Below are 15,600 nucleotides of genomic sequence, written 5' to 3' on the forward strand. Positions count from 1 at the left end.
GGGCAGTAGAAGCAGATATCCATCAGGGCCAGAGAGATCCCTCAACAACAGGCCGGATATATGGGTGCAATGAACTCTTCTCAAAATCGCTATCGAATGTCTTGCAAACCGGATGGGTCCATATATGCCGAGATAGCGTCAGTCGAATCAGGGACGAGCGTCTGACGCGATAGCATAAGAACGCTTTATGCCCAAGGGGCTTTCAACTCCGTAGGGGCGTCTTGGAGCATCCAAGGAGGATAGGACGAGCAGTCCTCCTTGGTCGGGTGTGGGGTGAAGCCCCACGACCTTACTTTGTTTTTATGCCACGGCAGAGTAATCTAGCCAAAATCAACATTTAGGCATATTTATAACCAATGCAAAGGAGTTGCGATGAAATACTATTTATCAATGTTGCTCACCCTCTGTTGTCTGCTGAGTTCCTCCGCAAATGCGAGCCAAACTTGTGATGCTGAGTGCCAATTACCGCAAATTCATGCCTACTTTAAAGCCTTAGATAAGGTCAGCCAATCGGGTTCTAGCGAACAAGATGTCGATGATTTTCTGGGATTACTGCATCCGAAGGTGAATTATATCCACCTCGAATACGGCGCTAATTTTGATAGGGCCAGTTGGCGCAGTGCCTTTATCCGCAATATAGCTCGCGGCACCTATCAACAACCGAAGGAGCAACGGGTATTAAATTACATTGTGGGTAAGAACCATGTCGCCGTCGAATACGCCCACGGCAGCATTCAACCCGATGGACAATGGCAACAAGAGCAGCCCCTGCTCGTCTTATTTGGCTTTACCGATGGCAAAATCTCCCTTGTAAAAGAGCTCTGGTAAGGCTTGTGCGGTAAAAAGGGAAATCGATACTGGTTTACTATTGGATTGAAAAGTATCGATTAAACCATTGGTTAAAGGCTTTAAGACACCTCACAAAACAAGGAATGGCGATGTATTTTATTGCGGCTTTTGGCCTATTGATGCTGTTATTCAGCCTTGTGATGGTCATCAGGCCTGCGGCGTTCGCTGATGGCATTATTGCATTTAGCGAGCGGCCCTACTTCCATATTGTTGAAGTGGTCAGCCGAATTATTGCGGGGGTGATTTTTATCCAATATTGCGCCGATACCCGATTTCCACAGCTCATTTTGGCGATAGGCATTGTCTTACTGTGTGTGGGAATCGGCTTGGCATGCACACCGCCAAGTCAGCATCGTAAATTTGCCCTATGGTCAGCCCAAGCGTTTAAGAATCAATTCCGCTTAATCGGTGTTGTTTCCGTCCCGCTGTCTTTGCTACTGATTTATGCTGCTGGCGTTGCCTAAAACTCATTGATAATCCAACTCTTAGCCATTAAATAATCAGGGAGGCAAACATGCCGACGCATTCCCCATCCCAACTGGGACCCAATCCGAATGACAAATCCCCCTTAAAAGGATTTCCTCAGGTGGGGTTTCTGAAGAACTTTATTAACCGTGACACCATTATCGTCGGCGATTACACCTATTACGATGACCCAGCGGGGCCCGAAAGATTTGAGTCAAATGTGCTTTATCACTTTGACTTTATTGGCGATAAGCTGATTATTGGTAAATTTTGTGCCATTGCACGGGACGTAAAATTCATTATGAATGGCGCCAATCATCAGGTGTCGGGCTTTTCTACTTATCCCTTTAATATCTTCGGCAATGGTTGGGAAAAGGCGGCGCCTAAGCCCGAGGATTTACCCTTTAAGGGCGACACCTGCATAGGTAATGATGTGTGGATAGGCTATAACGCCACCATTATGCCCGGCGTAAACGTCAGCCACGGTGCCATTATCGCCAGCCAAGCCGTAGTCACTAAGGATGTGCCGCCCTATGCCATCGTCGGCGGTAACCCTGCGACTGTGATTAAGTTGCGATTCGAGCCCGAGGTAATAGACAAGCTACTCGCCATTGCGTGGTGGGATTGGCCGATTGAGAAAATCAGCGAGCATCTACCTGCCATTGTGGGCGCCGATCTTAGCCAATTAGCCCGCTTAGCCGATGAAATACACACGCAGCCCTAATCGTTGTCGGCAGAAAGCGGTGCCCAAAACTTCCCCAAAAACACGGCAAAGCGCAATTTTGTACAAAAGTGTCGATTCGTTCTGGGTTACTATCTGGCAAAACAAGCATTAAACGCCAAACGAACTCACCCATTCATCCAGTCGATAAAGGAGGCCGAATGAACACTGAACATGCGGCCTACCACATAGCCAATGAACTTGGGGGGCTTGAGCTACTTAACGCCCACTATCATAAGCAAAATTTTAGTCGCCATACCCACGAAGGTTACACGGTTGGCGTGATTGAAACGGGCGCTCAGCGCTTTTATCGCACGGGTGGCAACCATGTGGCGCCAAAGCACAGCATTATTCTTGTCAATGCCGACGAAGTGCATAATGGCTGTAGCGCCACCGAGGACGGCTGGTCCTACCGTGCTATGTATCCCGTCCCCGCCCAATTTGCCAATATTACCCAAGAGTTCACTTCAGCTCGCGGCGCGCCCTATTTCCCACAACCCGTAGTGCAGGATCCCGAGCTTGCCGAATTGCTGCGCCTCACTTTTAGCACCTTAGATACCTCGGACAATCGGCTACTGCGCGAAAGTCTGGTCTATTCGAGCCTGACGCAACTTATGGCGCGCCATGGCCGTAATTATCCCAGTGAACACTTGGGGGCAAACGCTAAGCCTGCATTAGCCTTGGTGAAATCCTTTATTGACGATCATCCCGCGGCCGATATCTCCCTTGAAGAGTTGGCCACACTCGCAGGATTAAGCCCCTATTATTTGCTTAGACAATTCCAACGTTGTTATGGTCTGCCGCCCCACGCCTATCAAACTCAGGCCAGAGTCAGACTGGCAAAACAGAAAATCTGCCAAGGGATCAAGCTGCTAGATGTCGCCATGGAGTGCGGTTTTCATGATCAGAGCCATTTAAACCGCCATTTTAAAAAGACTGTCGGGCTCACCCCAGGGCAATTTGCCAAGGGGATCGGCCGCAATATTATCCAAGCTTAAGCCCTGATTTTACGTTAGCCTTAACCCCTAATATTCTTTTTATCCCAGCCGTTATGAGGAGTCAGAGTGTCAGAGCCGTATATTGTCCACACCCATTCATCCAGTAAGACCAAGGCCTTTTTCAAGGGCACACTCGCCATGTTGCCACTCACTATTGCCGTCGTTCCTTGGGGGATCCTCGCAGGCTCATTCGCGATTGAGGTCGGACTAACACCAATAGAAAGTCAGGCCATGTCGGCGATTATTTTTGCAGGCGCCGCGCAATTGGTCGCGCTCGGCATGGTTAAGGCGGGGATTGGTCTGTGGAGCATTTTAATCACGACTTTGCTGATCACCTCGCGTCACTTGCTGTATGCCATGGCGATGCGCAGCCAAATCAGCCCCTTACCACTGAAATGGCGCCTCACTCTGGGCTTTTTATTGACCGATGAACTCTTTGCCATCGCCAACCAAGGCAAGCTGCATAAATTCGATCCTTGGTACGCGCTGGGCGGCGGCCTAAGTTTTTACCTCGGCTGGAACCTCGCCACCCTGCTCGGCATTATCGCGGGCAATGCTATCGATAACTTAGGCGAATTAGGGCTCGACTTTGCCATTGCCGCGACCTTTATTGCCCTCGTAGTCCCGACGGTGAAAAAGCCGTCAATCCTAGTCTGTGTGCTGGTTTCACTCACCTTAGCTGTGGTGTGCGCCGTGCTGGATATTCAGGCGGGACTGTTAATTGCCGCCCTATCGGGGATGAGCGCTGGCGTGCTCTATGCCAAAGTCACGGGCGAAGATAAGCCAGCCCCCAAAAATGACACGACTGCCACCCAAGCAGAGGAAATCCTATGATCTGGTTAATGATTTTTTCAATGGCGGCGGTGGTGTTTATCAGTCGGCATTTACTGCTCGAGCCAAAACTGCCGCTAAGGCTGAGTAAAAATACCCAGACCTTTTTGAGTTATTCGGCGCCCGCCGTGCTCACGGCCATCTTTGCACCTATCGTATTTGTGCAGGAGGGAAAACTCGATTTAAGCTTAGATAACAGCTACTTGATATGCGCTGTGGTCGCAACGGTATTAGCATTTGTCACGCGTAATACCCTATTGACCACAGTGCTGAGCATGGGGCTTTTCTTTGCTATTCATTAACCATAGCAGTGCTTGAGGCCACTTTGGCCGTTAACTTATGGCCCCAAATGGCGTAGTAAAATATTAAGCCGTAGCAAGGTAACAGTAGGAAATACGCCATTTGGCTGTCACCTTGGCTATGGGCGATGTAGCCATAGAGCAGTGGCAGAATCGCACCGCCCGCAATCCCCATGATCAATAGCGCCGATGCCGTAGCCGTTAAGCGCCCGAGTCCTTCAAGGGCTAATGGCCACACCGCAGGCCATACCAAGGCGTTTGCCAATCCAAGCAGGGCTAAATAAAGCACGGGATCGGGCACGGGTAATACGCCTAACCAACCGAGTAACAGTTCAGACAAACCTTGGCTTTGACTGTCGCTGAGCAAGACCCCGAGGGTAAATAACAAGCCCGCGACGGCCGAACCCACTAATGCCGTTTGCTGGCTGATCCATCTTGGGATCAGCACGATTCCAAGCACATAGCCAAGTACCATAAATCCCATGGTGTAGGAGGTCATCATGCCAAAGTGGGCAACCCCGAGTCCTTGACTAAATAGTCCTATGCTATCGCCAGCAATCACCTCGGCGCCCACATAACAGAAGAGTGTTAGTGCCCCTAAGATCACCTGCGGAAACTGTAAAATAGCCTTCCAATCGGCTTGAGTATGCTCGACTCGCTCACCTAATTCAGGCTCTGGCAGCGGCGAAAACCACACAAAGGCCATCAATCCCAGTAGTACAAACATCATCATTAAATAGGGCTGTACTAAACGATTGGCTAATTCCGTTAACGCCAATTCGCGCTGCGCCTCGGACAGGCTGGCCAATGCCGTTTCACTGTAGGGTTCCATGCCCGTTAAAATCCAGGCAGTAAAGATAATTGGCACAATAAAGCCCGCGCCCTTATTCACTATCCCCATTAAACTTATCCGCATTGCCGCACTTTCCCTTGGGCCAATACAGACAATGTAAGGATTGGCCGCCGTTTGCAGCAAGGTTAAGCCCGTGCCCAACACAAATAACGCCAAGAGGAAGGTCGCAAAATGGCCGACCAAAGCCGCCACAATAAACAAGCCCGCGCCTGCCGCCATGATCCCTAAACCTAAGGTCATGCCCATCTTATAGCCAAGACGCGTGAGGATGGATGAGGTCGGCAGCGCCATCACAAAATAAGCAATGTAAAACACAAAGGTGACTAAATAGGCTTCAAACTCATTCAACTGACAGGCAATTTTTAAAAATGGGATCAAGGCACCATTGAGCCAAGTCACAAAGCCAAAGACAAAAAATAAAATTCCTATCAATAACATAGGAATAAAACTGCCCTGCGGTGAGGCCGTGGCTTGGGTACTGTCGGACGTGAATTTCATCGTTTCACCTTATTGTTATTTTGCTTGTTGAATGGGCAATGAGTTGAGTACTTATCCCCCCAAATTAATGCCACTTTAATTATTGTTTTAATTGATATATCGATAACTTACGCAAACCGAGCCTGCTCGGCTTGATACTGCAACTCACCCGCAATCCAGACCGCTAGGACCCTGTGCTCGTCATCGAGCCAGACCCAATCTGCCTGTTGACCTTCGGCTATATCCCCCAATTGCGGCCGCTGAATAAAGTCGGCGGGCGTGCGTGTCGCCATCTGTACTGCGTTGCGAAGGCCAAGATGGAGTTCGGTGGCGGCATAACGCACCGCGCTTGCCATATCGAGCACTGAGCCCGCTAAGGAGCCATGCTGATCCCTCAGCGTCATCCCATCACGAACCACTTTGCCATCGAAGAATTGAAATTCCGTTTGCTCGCTCCCTAAGGGCGACATGGCATCGGTGACCAACATCAGGTGCTCAGTTCCCTTTGCTCGCCACGCCGCCAACGCCGAGATGGAATGCACATGTTGACCATCGAGAATAATCCCGCAGTAAGTGTTTTCACTGGCCAATGCCGCGCCCACCATTCCCGGTTCGCGGGAAGTTAATGCCGACATGCCGTTGTAGAGGTGGGTAAAACCCGATGCGCCAGCCTCAATGGCCTTAAGGACGGTGTCGCCGTCGGCATTCGAATGCCCAAGGCTGACAATGGCGCCGGAGGCTACGAGGCGTTTGATTTGTTCAGGGGTGACTGATTCTGGCGCTAGGGTGATGAGCCTAACACCGAGGTCTTGCCTTAAGTAAAGCTGCCACTCGCGCTCAGTGATGCTGCGCAAATGCGCGGGAGGGTGGCAACCGCGCTTTGCAACCGACAAATGCGGGCCTTCAAAATGGATACCGATAATCCCAGGAACTTGGCAAACCATAGCTTGAGCCACCGCATAGGCCGCCGCTTGCATCACCTCAATATCGTCGGTGATCACCGTAGGTAACATGGCCGTAGTGCCAAACTGGCGATGGGCCTGCATCATCAGCCTTAAGGTTTCTAGCGTCGGTGCATGATTGAACATCACGCCTCCGCCACCATTGACTTGAGTGTCGATAAATCCCGCCACCAGCGTGCCAGAGGTCAATCGGTAGTGTGGTTTATCCGCAGTCAACTCTGCCGATATTGAGGTTTTAAGGCCGCAAATAATGCCATTCGACACATCAATCGTGCAGTGCTCAGCAAGTTTGCCTTGAGTTAGCACCTTAGCGCCGTCGGCTATCAGCTTAAAATCCGTATTAGGCTTCATAGCTTATCCCCGCATCAAGCCCGTGACCGAGCAAGGCCGCGCCGCGCACGCCACTGGCCGAACCAAAGTCGGCCAATTTAAATTGCGGCAAAGTCACGCCATCAAAAAGATGGGCCTTGGTTGCTTGGGGTAAGGCAGCGAGAATTTCTTCCACCTCGGATAATCCGCCGCCCAACACGATAATATCCGGGTCCATCGCCAGCACTAATGAAGCCATTAAGCTTCCGAGAATATCCATATAAGTCTCAAAGGTTTTGATGGCGAGCGCGTCGTTTCGCCGCAGTGCATTCAGCCATGCAAAGGTATCGGCCGTTTGCCCCGCGATATCTTGGTAGAGTCTGCCAAGTCCAGTGCCTGACACATAGGTCTCGGCGCAGCCCTCAAGCCCACAGCCACAGGCATAGAGCGGCAGTTGATGTCGACGGGCAACATAGGCGCTCACGCCTTGATGGCCAAACTCTCCGGCGAGTCGATTTGCACCGAGATACAACTTGCCATCGATACATAAACCACCGCCAGTGCCGGTGCCGAGAATCATCCCCAGTACGTGGGAGTGTCCCCTGCCCACCCCGAGTACCGCTTCGGAGAGGGCAAAACAGCGGCAATCATTACCGATAGCCACGGTTCGATTGAGCAACTTAGCAAGATCATGGGCAACACGGCGTTGATTAAGGCAAGGCACATTACTCGAAATCACAGTCCCGTCGGCTTTCACCACCCCGGGGAGCGCAATCCCAACAGTACCGCGCTCACCACATTGCTGATCCGCCTTTTCGATTTGCTCGGCAAGCGTAGCCATAAAGGCACTGTAATCCTGCCTAGGAGTACTTAAACGCCACTTATCCTGTAGCGCTAATTGAGTATCAAAAATCGCTAACTCAATCTTTGTTCCACCTATATCTAAACCGTAATACATGCCCTTGCCCTTATTTATATTTATTTTACAAAGGGATATACATTGACACCCTGCACAACTCGATTGACTTGCCCCGTAGGACAAGGATTATCCGGCGATACTTTAAGTTGAATCGCTTTATAGATGGCTAGGATTTGACACCACAAAATAAATGGTAATCCCAACCAGACTTCGTTAAGCCCACTGCTGCCAGTTAACAGTTCTTCGGAGAGCGTCAACACTGATAATGCTTGATTATCTCGCTTAAGCTCTTGAATTAAATCGTTATCATATTGGCGAGTATAGGGATCCGACGACACCATCACTAGCACTTGCGTATGACTATCGACTAAAGATTTTGGCCCATGGCGAAACCCGAGCGGACTCTCATAGGCACTCACCACTTGCCCAGCGGTGAGTTCAAGGTACTTAAGCGCCGCCTCTTGGGCGATGGCCTTAAGTGGCCCGCCACCGAGGAACACGACCCGCTTGCAGGGCTGCTCGGATTGCAGACGAATTTCAGCTAAGCGCTCAGTTAAGATGTGCTCGGCCATCTCGATGCATTCCGCTAGCGCCTGAGGGTTTGGCGCAAAAATCAACAAGCTTGCCAAGTACATACAGGTAAAACTGCTAGTCATGGCAAAACTCACGTCGTGGGTTTCATCGGGCAACTTATACAAGTAACAATGGGATTTGTCGGCGCAATAGTTGGCGAGCTTTCCCTGACCATTACAGGTGATCGCCAGATGGTAACAATCATCGACCAATTGCTCCGCCAGTTCGACCGCCGCCATACTCTCGGGGCTGTTTCCCGAGCGGCCGTAAGAAATCAGCAACGTGGGAATATTGCTCCGCAGATATAGCTCTGGGTGACTCACGATATCCGTGGTGCTGATGGCTTCCACTTGTTGGGTTGCCAAAGGTAAATGCTGCTGAATATGGGCCGCGAGCACATCACCTATATAGGCCGACGTCCCTGCCCCAGTGAGGATAATCCTTAATTGCGGCTTTGCCAGAATCGGCGTTAACCAAGCTGCAATTGTGCGATTATCACTGTGCTGCTCGCTCACTTTGCGCCACATTTTCGGCTGCTGGCTGATTTCCTTTGCCGTCCAAAAGGCGCCATATTGGGTTAATTGCTCTGCACTCAATAACAGGTTGCTATCTTCATGTTCGAATGGAGAAAGAGGACTGGTTAACATCAAAATATCATCCCTTTAAAGGTGATTGCATCACAGGAAGCTGGCAGGCATTAGCGTAATCGGCCAATACTTCGGTAATTTTATGCAGCACGAGTTCACGGGCCGTGGGCTTAAGTTCCCCCGCCAAGACCGCCGTATATTGGTTCGGTAAATACTGGCTGATCAGCGGCAGAGGAATGCTCTGGGCTAAGTTGCTCAATAGCTGCTCGACCTTGTTTTGCAGACTCGGCCAGTAGTAACGCACACGGTCACTAAAGCTAAAGCCAAGTTGCCACTTCAATGCCTCGTTGTCGGCATAAAACCCTTGCCAATACTTAGGGTTATCTCGCATTAACTCAAAACAGCTTTGGCGTAAATCCGAGCATTGCTCGGGCTGGCACAGCACATTTTCGATATGGGACAGGGCAAACAAGGCCTCCCGCAGAGCAAAGGTAAGCTGTGGGCCCACTTTCAAAATCGCGAAATGCTGCTGCACTAAGGCTTGATACCCCATGCTGAGCTGATAATCGGTCGAATGCGCCTCAAACACTAATCTGGGATAACCGCGAATGAACTCGCTTTGGGCATGGGTCGCCTCGGGTTCAAATAAATGCACTTGGCTGTTATCAAACTCCACCCCAGGCTGAACGACAACCGCAATCACCTTTTGCCATACATCCTCACCCAATCCTGCCGCAGCAAAGGCATCGCGGTGGCAATTTAAGGTATGTTCAATGGCGCTGACAGGCGTGACCGCAAGTTCGGCCTCCATCTCACTCACACCGCCGGGCGCGGGCACTTCGGTGCCAATCACATAACAGAGCGCTTGCTCGGGCGCACGGTGGGCTTCGGCCACCGCACAGAGCCGCGCCGCACGCGCCGCGATAAGTTCATCCGCTAAGGGAAGCACATCACCGCCACAAGCCATGCTGGTGTCGAGGTGGATTTTGGTAAATCCCGCCTTAACATATTCGGCGATAAGGTCTTCGGCCAATTGCATCGCCTCTTCGGCGGCTTGCTGGCACCAAACGACGGGACCTAAGTGGTCGCCACCAAAGAGTAATTGTGAAGGTTCAAGGCCAAGTTCAATGGCCATTTGAGTGACGAAGTCGATGAAATCCTGTGGTTTCATCCCGGTATAACCGCCAAACTGATTCACTTGGTTGGCGGTCGCCTCGATAAGTAAGGGCGTGCCATTCGCCTTTGCCTGCAATAGCGCCGCCTGCAACACCAAGGGCTGGGCCGAGCAGACGGCGAAAATGCCCGCCTGCTGACCTGCTTTATTGGCGTCAATGATAGTTTGAATCACTGACATAGCGCTTACCCCACAATGCCGAGGGGTTTCGCGGTTTGCCAGACGCCACGGGTAAAGTCTGGGAAGTCCTTGGAGTTACCACGGTCACTGACTGAGGCCACCGACAAGGGGAATACCGCCGACCATGCCGCGCCGTCGTACACATCCTGATCCAGTGCCTCACCATTGCGTAGGCAGTAAATCATCCGCCAGCACATCAAGAAGTCCATGCCACCGTGGCCGCCATTCTCCTCCGCCTCTTTGCCCATACGGGTCCACAGTGGGTGGTCATATTTGGCGTACCATGAATCCATGTTTTCATCCCACTCGTGATAACTGCCAGAGCCACCGTTTTCCAGCGCGATACGATTAGGGAAGCCGGCAAACACGCCGTTTGTGCCTTGGATCAGGTTATGGCGGCTGTAAGGACGTGGCGTGGTCGTATCATGCTGCACCATGATGCTGCGACCTTTTACTGTCTTAATCAGACTGGTATTCATGTCGCCACAAATGTACTTGAGTTGGTTACGCTGATGATCCGCTGGGAACTCACGTTTGGCATAGGCGGCGCGGCCTAATGAAGGAGAGCTCACAGAGGTTAAATAGTCTAAACGGTCGCCGCGGTTGATATTCATATACTGGGCGACAGGGCCTAAACCATGGGTGGGATAGAGGTTACCGTTGTATTTGGCATGGTAAGCCGTACGCCAAGAGCCTGTTTTACGGTCGATTTCCTTCATCTGCCAGCGCAGTTCGTGGATGTAGGCGGCCTCACCGTGGAGCAGTTCACCAAACAGGCCTTGGCGCACCATGTTGAGCACCATCAGCTCATCACGGCCGTAACAGACGTTTTCCATCATCATGCAGTTGCGCTGGGTCAGTTCGGCGGTATCCACCAGATCCCACAGCTCTTCAATCGTGCCCGCCATCGGGACTTCGACGAAGGCATGTTTGCCCGCTAACATGGCTTCTTTCGCCATTGGGTGATGCCAAGCCCATGGTGTGGCAATCACGACGATATCCACATCATCACGGTTTAACAGATCGCGGTACGCATGGTCTCCCTTGCTAAAATAGGCAGGTTTATCACGTCCATATTCGTTAATGGCTTTTTCAGCGCGGGCCAGCACTAAGGTATCGGTATCACAGATGGCGGTAATGCGGGCGCCTTCAATACGGCTGAAATGATGCACAAACCCAATGCCGCGCTCACCTACCCCGATTAACCCCACTCTTACCTCATCCATCTTGGGCACGACCAGCCCCATCACAGATTTACCCGCTGCCTTAGGTGTTGTGCCTGTAGCACGTTCACTGCTGGCACAGGCCGCAAGGGCCGTTGCCGCAGCGGTTACCATAGAAGCCTTTAAAAACGAACGACGATCAAAACCCGACATAGTAATTCCCCGTTATAAATTAGCTTTCTCAATGAGGTGTAATTGCACACCTTGTTTAGTTAATTCATCAACATAGCGCTCTGGGATCCCGGTATCTGTCACTAGGCGCGTAATACGGCGACTGCTGCAAATAACGTGGAATGCTTGTTGATCAAACTTTGATGAGTCAGTCACAACGATAATTTCACTCGCTATCTCACACATCATTCGGTTGAGGCTGGCCTCTTTTTCAAAGTGAGTGGTTAATCCCACCCGCAAATCGAAACCATCCACCCCTAAAATCAACTTGTTAAAGTTGTAATCCCGCAGGCTGTTCTCGGCGATATTGCCGTAGAACGACAGGGATTTTTTACGTAACAGTCCGCCGGTTAACATCACCTCCACTTCGTCAGCCTTAGCCAATTCGGTGGCGATATTCAGGCCATTGGTCATCACGATCAGGTCCTTATGCTCCATCAAGTTCGCCGCCACCTGTTGGGTGGTCGTCCCCGAGTCGAGCAATAAGCGATCGCCGTTTTGCACCAAGGCCGCCGCGGCCTTACCTAACTCTTGCTTTAAGGCCGAATGGCAACTGCCCTTCTCCTTTAGTGATAACTCCCGGATCAACTCGCTGTTGACCATAGCGCCGCCTCGGGAGCGCACCAGTAACTGCTTTTGATCCAACATGGCTAAATCGCTGCGGATCGTGACTTCAGATACCCCAAAGTGTTCTGCGAGTTCGGCAACAGAGACCTTTCCCTGTAACTGTGTCATTCGCACAATTTCCTGCTGCCTTTCTATCGTGTTCAAAGTACTCACAAGCTTCTCCATTCTTTCGATTAACTATCGATTGAAAGGTAACACGCCAAGAACAACTTTCAAACACTTTCGAAATCACTTTTCACTATCACAAAAACAAATAACCAAATTAACAATAACTTACGAAGTTTTAGCTCAAGTTTTTACCATAAGTTGATTTTCATCATGCAGGAATGTGAAACTTTTTGAAAGTATTTTTACATTTTTTTATTGATCGATTGCAGAATTTAACGCTATAAATAAGACTTCGAAAGGTTTGCGCAGTTTCTTTCGCTTTCGAAATTGTATTAAAAGACACGGCAACGACCGTGCATCACACTCATGCGGGGATACTATGAAACTCTTAACCACCAAGCCTGCCGCGATTGCCCTAGCCATCGCAGCGGCTCTGACAGCAACTCACAGCGCTGCCAATGAAATACCAGCAGAGCAACAAACCGAAACGAAAGAGCAAGTTCAACCGAAGGACACTGCGCAAACCCAGGATGCTGAAGTCGAACGCATTCAGGTAACAGGGATCAGAAATAGTATTAAGGAAGGGATGTTCCTAAAGCAGAATGCCGTGAGCGTAGTCGACCTTGTGGTCGCCGATGACATTGGTAAATTTCCAGATGAAAACTTAGCCGAGGCGCTACAGCGCATTCCTGGGGTGACCATTACCCGTAACGGCGGCGAAGGACAAAATATTCTGGTTCGCGGCCTTGGCGATGGTTATAACGTCACCACCCTCAATGGCCGTAAATTGGCCTCAGAAAATGCAGGCCGAGACTTTAACTTCGACACCATCGCCTCGGAGCTGGTAAACGTGCTGGCGGTGTATAAGTCACCCGAAGCCAGACTGACCGAAGGTGGCATTGGCGCTATCGTCGATATCCAAACCCGTAAACCGCTGGATTTAGAAGGCCGTACCATTCAAGCCTCCGCCAAGGGGATTTACGAGTCCCGTACTGAGGATATTCATCCCCATGCCTCACTGATCATCGGTGATAAGACGGATGACGATAGTTTTGGTGCGCTGGTCTCGGCGGTATATTCCCGTAAAACCCTGCGGGCTGACACCTATTCGGCCGAAGGCTTCTTCGATGAAGATGAAGGCTGGGGCGTCGACAGCGCCGGGGTGCCGGTCGATACCAACAATAACGGCATGATCGACCCAGGTGAGATTTATGCCTCTAAGATCCCAAGCTATATGTATTTTGCGAACGCCCAAGACGTGCGTGAACGCGTAGGTGGCACGCTCACTCTGCAATGGCGCCCACTGGATAATCTCGACATTAACTTCGACGGTCTCTATTCGCGCTACAATACCGATGGCCATAAATACCAAATCGGCTTCGTGAACTACGACGAAGAATGGACGCCGGGCACACCGCTATTTACCGACGCCATATTTGACGATCAGGGCCGAGTGGTGAGCATGAACCAAACGGGTGACAACACTATGGTTGAATTGCTCAACCTCAGTACCCCAAGAAAAACCGATACCTACCAAATGGGTCTGAAGGCCGACTGGTATGTTATGCCCAACTGGTCGATTACCGCCGATGTCGCCTACTCCGCCGCGCAAAATGCCAATAATGGCGATAACCGCTTCGTGGTTGCCCGTGGCTTTGTCGATGGTATCGACATCGATTACACCCGTGGCAATATGCTGCCCGATGTGGTGATCAGCCCAGGTCTGAGCGCCGATCAAAAATACGGCGCCCACTATAGCCGTAACAGTGGCGTCGATGTGGACGATAAAATTACTGACATCAAACTTATCAGCCAGTACATTCCCGATGAAGGCATCATCAGCAAGGTCGATTTTGGCGTCAATTATGTCAAGCAAGTGAAGAAGCAGACCGAATTTGCCTCCGCTAATTCCAGCCAATTCAGCCGTGGTGGTTATTACCTTACCCGCGACGGTTATACCTTCGATAACAGCACTGTCTTTACTCAAGGCGAATTTGAACTGTTCCAAATTCCTTCGAGCGTATTTGTGCCCGCCAACTTCGATAACTTCCTCGATGGTGAAAACAGTATCTCCCCAGAGCCTTGGCCAAGCTTCGACTACGACAAACTGCTTGAATACTATCGCAGCATTAACCAAGAAGCGGCGGATAAGAGCATTGTCGCTAGCCTCAATAAGGCTGGCAGCTATGAAGTCACAGAAGCGGTGACCTCCGCCTATGTGCAGGTGAATATTGAAGAGGAAATTTTCGATCTGCCGTATATGTTGAACTTAGGCCTCAGAGCGAGCCAGACTAAAGTCACCTCCGACGGTTATGCCTACGATTTGGCTAAGGTTGAATTAGACAGTGCAGGCCAACCCACCAACAATGATTGGAAAAACGTTGTACAAACCAGTTACGACGATAGCTATACCAATGTGTTACCGAGCATGAACTTTAAGCTCAATCTGCAGGATGATTTGCTGCTTCGTGTCTCCGCCGCCGAAGTGTTAAGCCGCCCGTCACTCTATGCGCTGCGAGTCTGGGCTGCACCGAGTTTCACGACCCGTGAGAATGGCTTACCGACACTGACACGCGGTAACCCAAGCGTCGCCCCCGAAAAGGCGCGCCAAGGAGATATCTCCCTCGAATGGTATTTCCACGAGAGTAGCTCACTGAGCGGTGCCATCTTTATTAAGGACATTGAATCCTTTATCACCGACGACAAAGGGCCTCAAATGGTTGAGGGGACTGAATATTATGTCACTCAACCCGTATCGGGTAAGTACGGCGCCAAAGTACAAGGGGTGGAAGCCGCATGGCAGCAATCCTTCGACGAATACCTGCCAGAACCCTTTAATGGTTTAGGTTTCCAGCTGAACTACACCTATGTGGACAGCAGCTATGATGATCCCGAAATCGATGCGAAAGGCTTACCCTTTAAGGGCATGTCGAAAAACTCTTACAACGCCGTCCTTTACTATGAGCAATACGGTCTGCAAGCTAGGGTTGCCTATAACTGGCGCAGTAAGTTCCTGGTCGATCCCGAAGCTTGGGGTGGTCCAGCTTGGATCCAAGATTACGGCCAGCTCGATGCTAGCGCGAGTTATGATATTTTTGAAAATGTGTCGATTTTCGCCGAGGCTTCTAACCTGACCAATAACCGCTATTCGGGTTATGTGAAGTATGAAGACCAAGTGAATTACCTAGAGCGTTTTGGCACCCAAATCGCCCTCGGGATCCGCGGCAGTTTCTAAAAAATTCATAAAGTTAATCATCATAAAGCCACTCTATGA

General features: G+C 50.6%; 14 protein-coding genes. 7 read left to right on the forward strand and 7 right to left on the reverse strand.

Translation table 11 applies throughout. The features are described 5' to 3' along the window. The first annotated feature begins 372 nt into the window (after positions 1–372). From CBX96_RS00005 to CBX96_RS00030, 6 genes are all read left to right on the forward strand, one after another. Positions 373–828, forward strand: coding sequence for a hypothetical protein (locus CBX96_RS00005; RefSeq protein WP_109285278.1), 456 nt, complete (start codon positions 373–375; stop codon positions 826–828). Positions 829–938: 110 nt separating this feature from the next. After that, on the forward strand, positions 939–1,313 hold the full coding sequence (locus CBX96_RS00010) for a hypothetical protein (RefSeq protein ID WP_109285279.1): 375 nt from the start codon (positions 939–941) through the stop codon (positions 1,311–1,313). 50 nt (positions 1,314–1,363) lie between these two features. Further along, positions 1,364–2,038 carry a Vat family streptogramin A O-acetyltransferase gene (locus CBX96_RS00015; RefSeq protein ID WP_109285280.1) on the forward strand — a complete coding sequence of 225 codons (675 nt, stop codon included), beginning with the start codon at positions 1,364–1,366 and terminating at the stop codon, positions 2,036–2,038. A gap of 158 nt (positions 2,039–2,196) precedes the next feature. Then, entirely contained in the window at positions 2,197–3,033 is an 837-nt protein-coding gene (locus tag CBX96_RS00020) for an AraC family transcriptional regulator (RefSeq protein WP_109285281.1), read from the forward strand. Between the two features lie 138 nt (positions 3,034–3,171). After that, positions 3,172–3,867 carry an AzlC family ABC transporter permease gene (locus CBX96_RS00025; RefSeq protein ID WP_258293940.1) on the forward strand — a complete coding sequence of 232 codons (696 nt, stop codon included), beginning with the start codon at positions 3,172–3,174 and terminating at the stop codon, positions 3,865–3,867. Further along, on the forward strand, positions 3,864–4,166 hold the full coding sequence (locus tag CBX96_RS00030; RefSeq protein ID WP_011623281.1) for an AzlD domain-containing protein: 303 nt from the start codon (positions 3,864–3,866) through the stop codon (positions 4,164–4,166). Before CBX96_RS00025 ends, CBX96_RS00030 begins: the two co-directional genes overlap by 4 nt. Here the strand turns inward: CBX96_RS00030 and CBX96_RS00035 are convergent. The 7 genes from CBX96_RS00035 to agaR form a co-directional block, all read right to left on the reverse strand. Further along, the gene (locus CBX96_RS00035) at positions 4,156–5,514 is read right to left on the reverse strand and encodes a sugar MFS transporter (RefSeq protein WP_109285283.1); all 1,359 of its coding nucleotides are present in this window, start codon (positions 5,512–5,514) and stop codon (positions 4,156–4,158) included. The genes CBX96_RS00030 and CBX96_RS00035 overlap by 11 nt on opposite strands. A 107-nt stretch (positions 5,515–5,621) precedes the next feature. Then, the gene (gene nagA, locus CBX96_RS00040; protein WP_109285284.1) at positions 5,622–6,806 is read right to left on the reverse strand and encodes an N-acetylglucosamine-6-phosphate deacetylase; all 1,185 of its coding nucleotides are present in this window, start codon (positions 6,804–6,806) and stop codon (positions 5,622–5,624) included. Then, on the reverse strand, positions 6,796–7,722 hold the full coding sequence (gene agaK / locus CBX96_RS00045; protein WP_109285285.1) for an N-acetylgalactosamine kinase AgaK: 927 nt from the start codon (positions 7,720–7,722) through the stop codon (positions 6,796–6,798). Before agaK ends, nagA begins: the two co-directional genes overlap by 11 nt. A 20-nt stretch (positions 7,723–7,742) precedes the next feature. Further along, a complete protein-coding gene (gene agaS, locus CBX96_RS00050; protein ID WP_109285286.1) occupies positions 7,743–8,903 on the reverse strand; it encodes a D-galactosamine-6-phosphate deaminase AgaS in 1,161 nt (386 codons plus the stop codon). A 7-nt stretch (positions 8,904–8,910) separates the two neighbouring features. Further along, positions 8,911–10,197, reverse strand: a complete 1,287-nt coding sequence (locus tag CBX96_RS00055; protein ID WP_109285287.1) for a class II D-tagatose-bisphosphate aldolase, non-catalytic subunit — start codon at positions 10,195–10,197, stop codon at positions 8,911–8,913. 5 nt (positions 10,198–10,202) lie between these two features. Then, the gene (locus CBX96_RS00060; RefSeq protein WP_109285288.1) at positions 10,203–11,573 is read right to left on the reverse strand and encodes a Gfo/Idh/MocA family protein; all 1,371 of its coding nucleotides are present in this window, start codon (positions 11,571–11,573) and stop codon (positions 10,203–10,205) included. 12 nt (positions 11,574–11,585) lie between these two features. After that, positions 11,586–12,371 (reverse strand): transcriptional repressor AgaR, encoded by a 786-nt coding sequence (gene agaR, locus CBX96_RS00065; RefSeq protein ID WP_011623288.1) that lies wholly within the window; start codon positions 12,369–12,371, stop codon positions 11,586–11,588. Positions 12,372–12,705: 334 nt separating this feature from the next. Here agaR and CBX96_RS00070 point away from each other — a divergent pair, with 334 nt between their 5' ends. After that, a complete protein-coding gene (locus CBX96_RS00070; protein WP_109285289.1) occupies positions 12,706–15,561 on the forward strand; it encodes a TonB-dependent receptor in 2,856 nt (951 codons plus the stop codon). Positions 15,562–15,600 lie beyond the last annotated feature (39 nt).

Source organism: Shewanella sp. BC20 (genome assembly GCF_003129585.1).
In the GTDB taxonomy this organism is placed as follows: domain Bacteria; phylum Pseudomonadota; class Gammaproteobacteria; order Enterobacterales; family Shewanellaceae; genus Shewanella; species Shewanella seohaensis.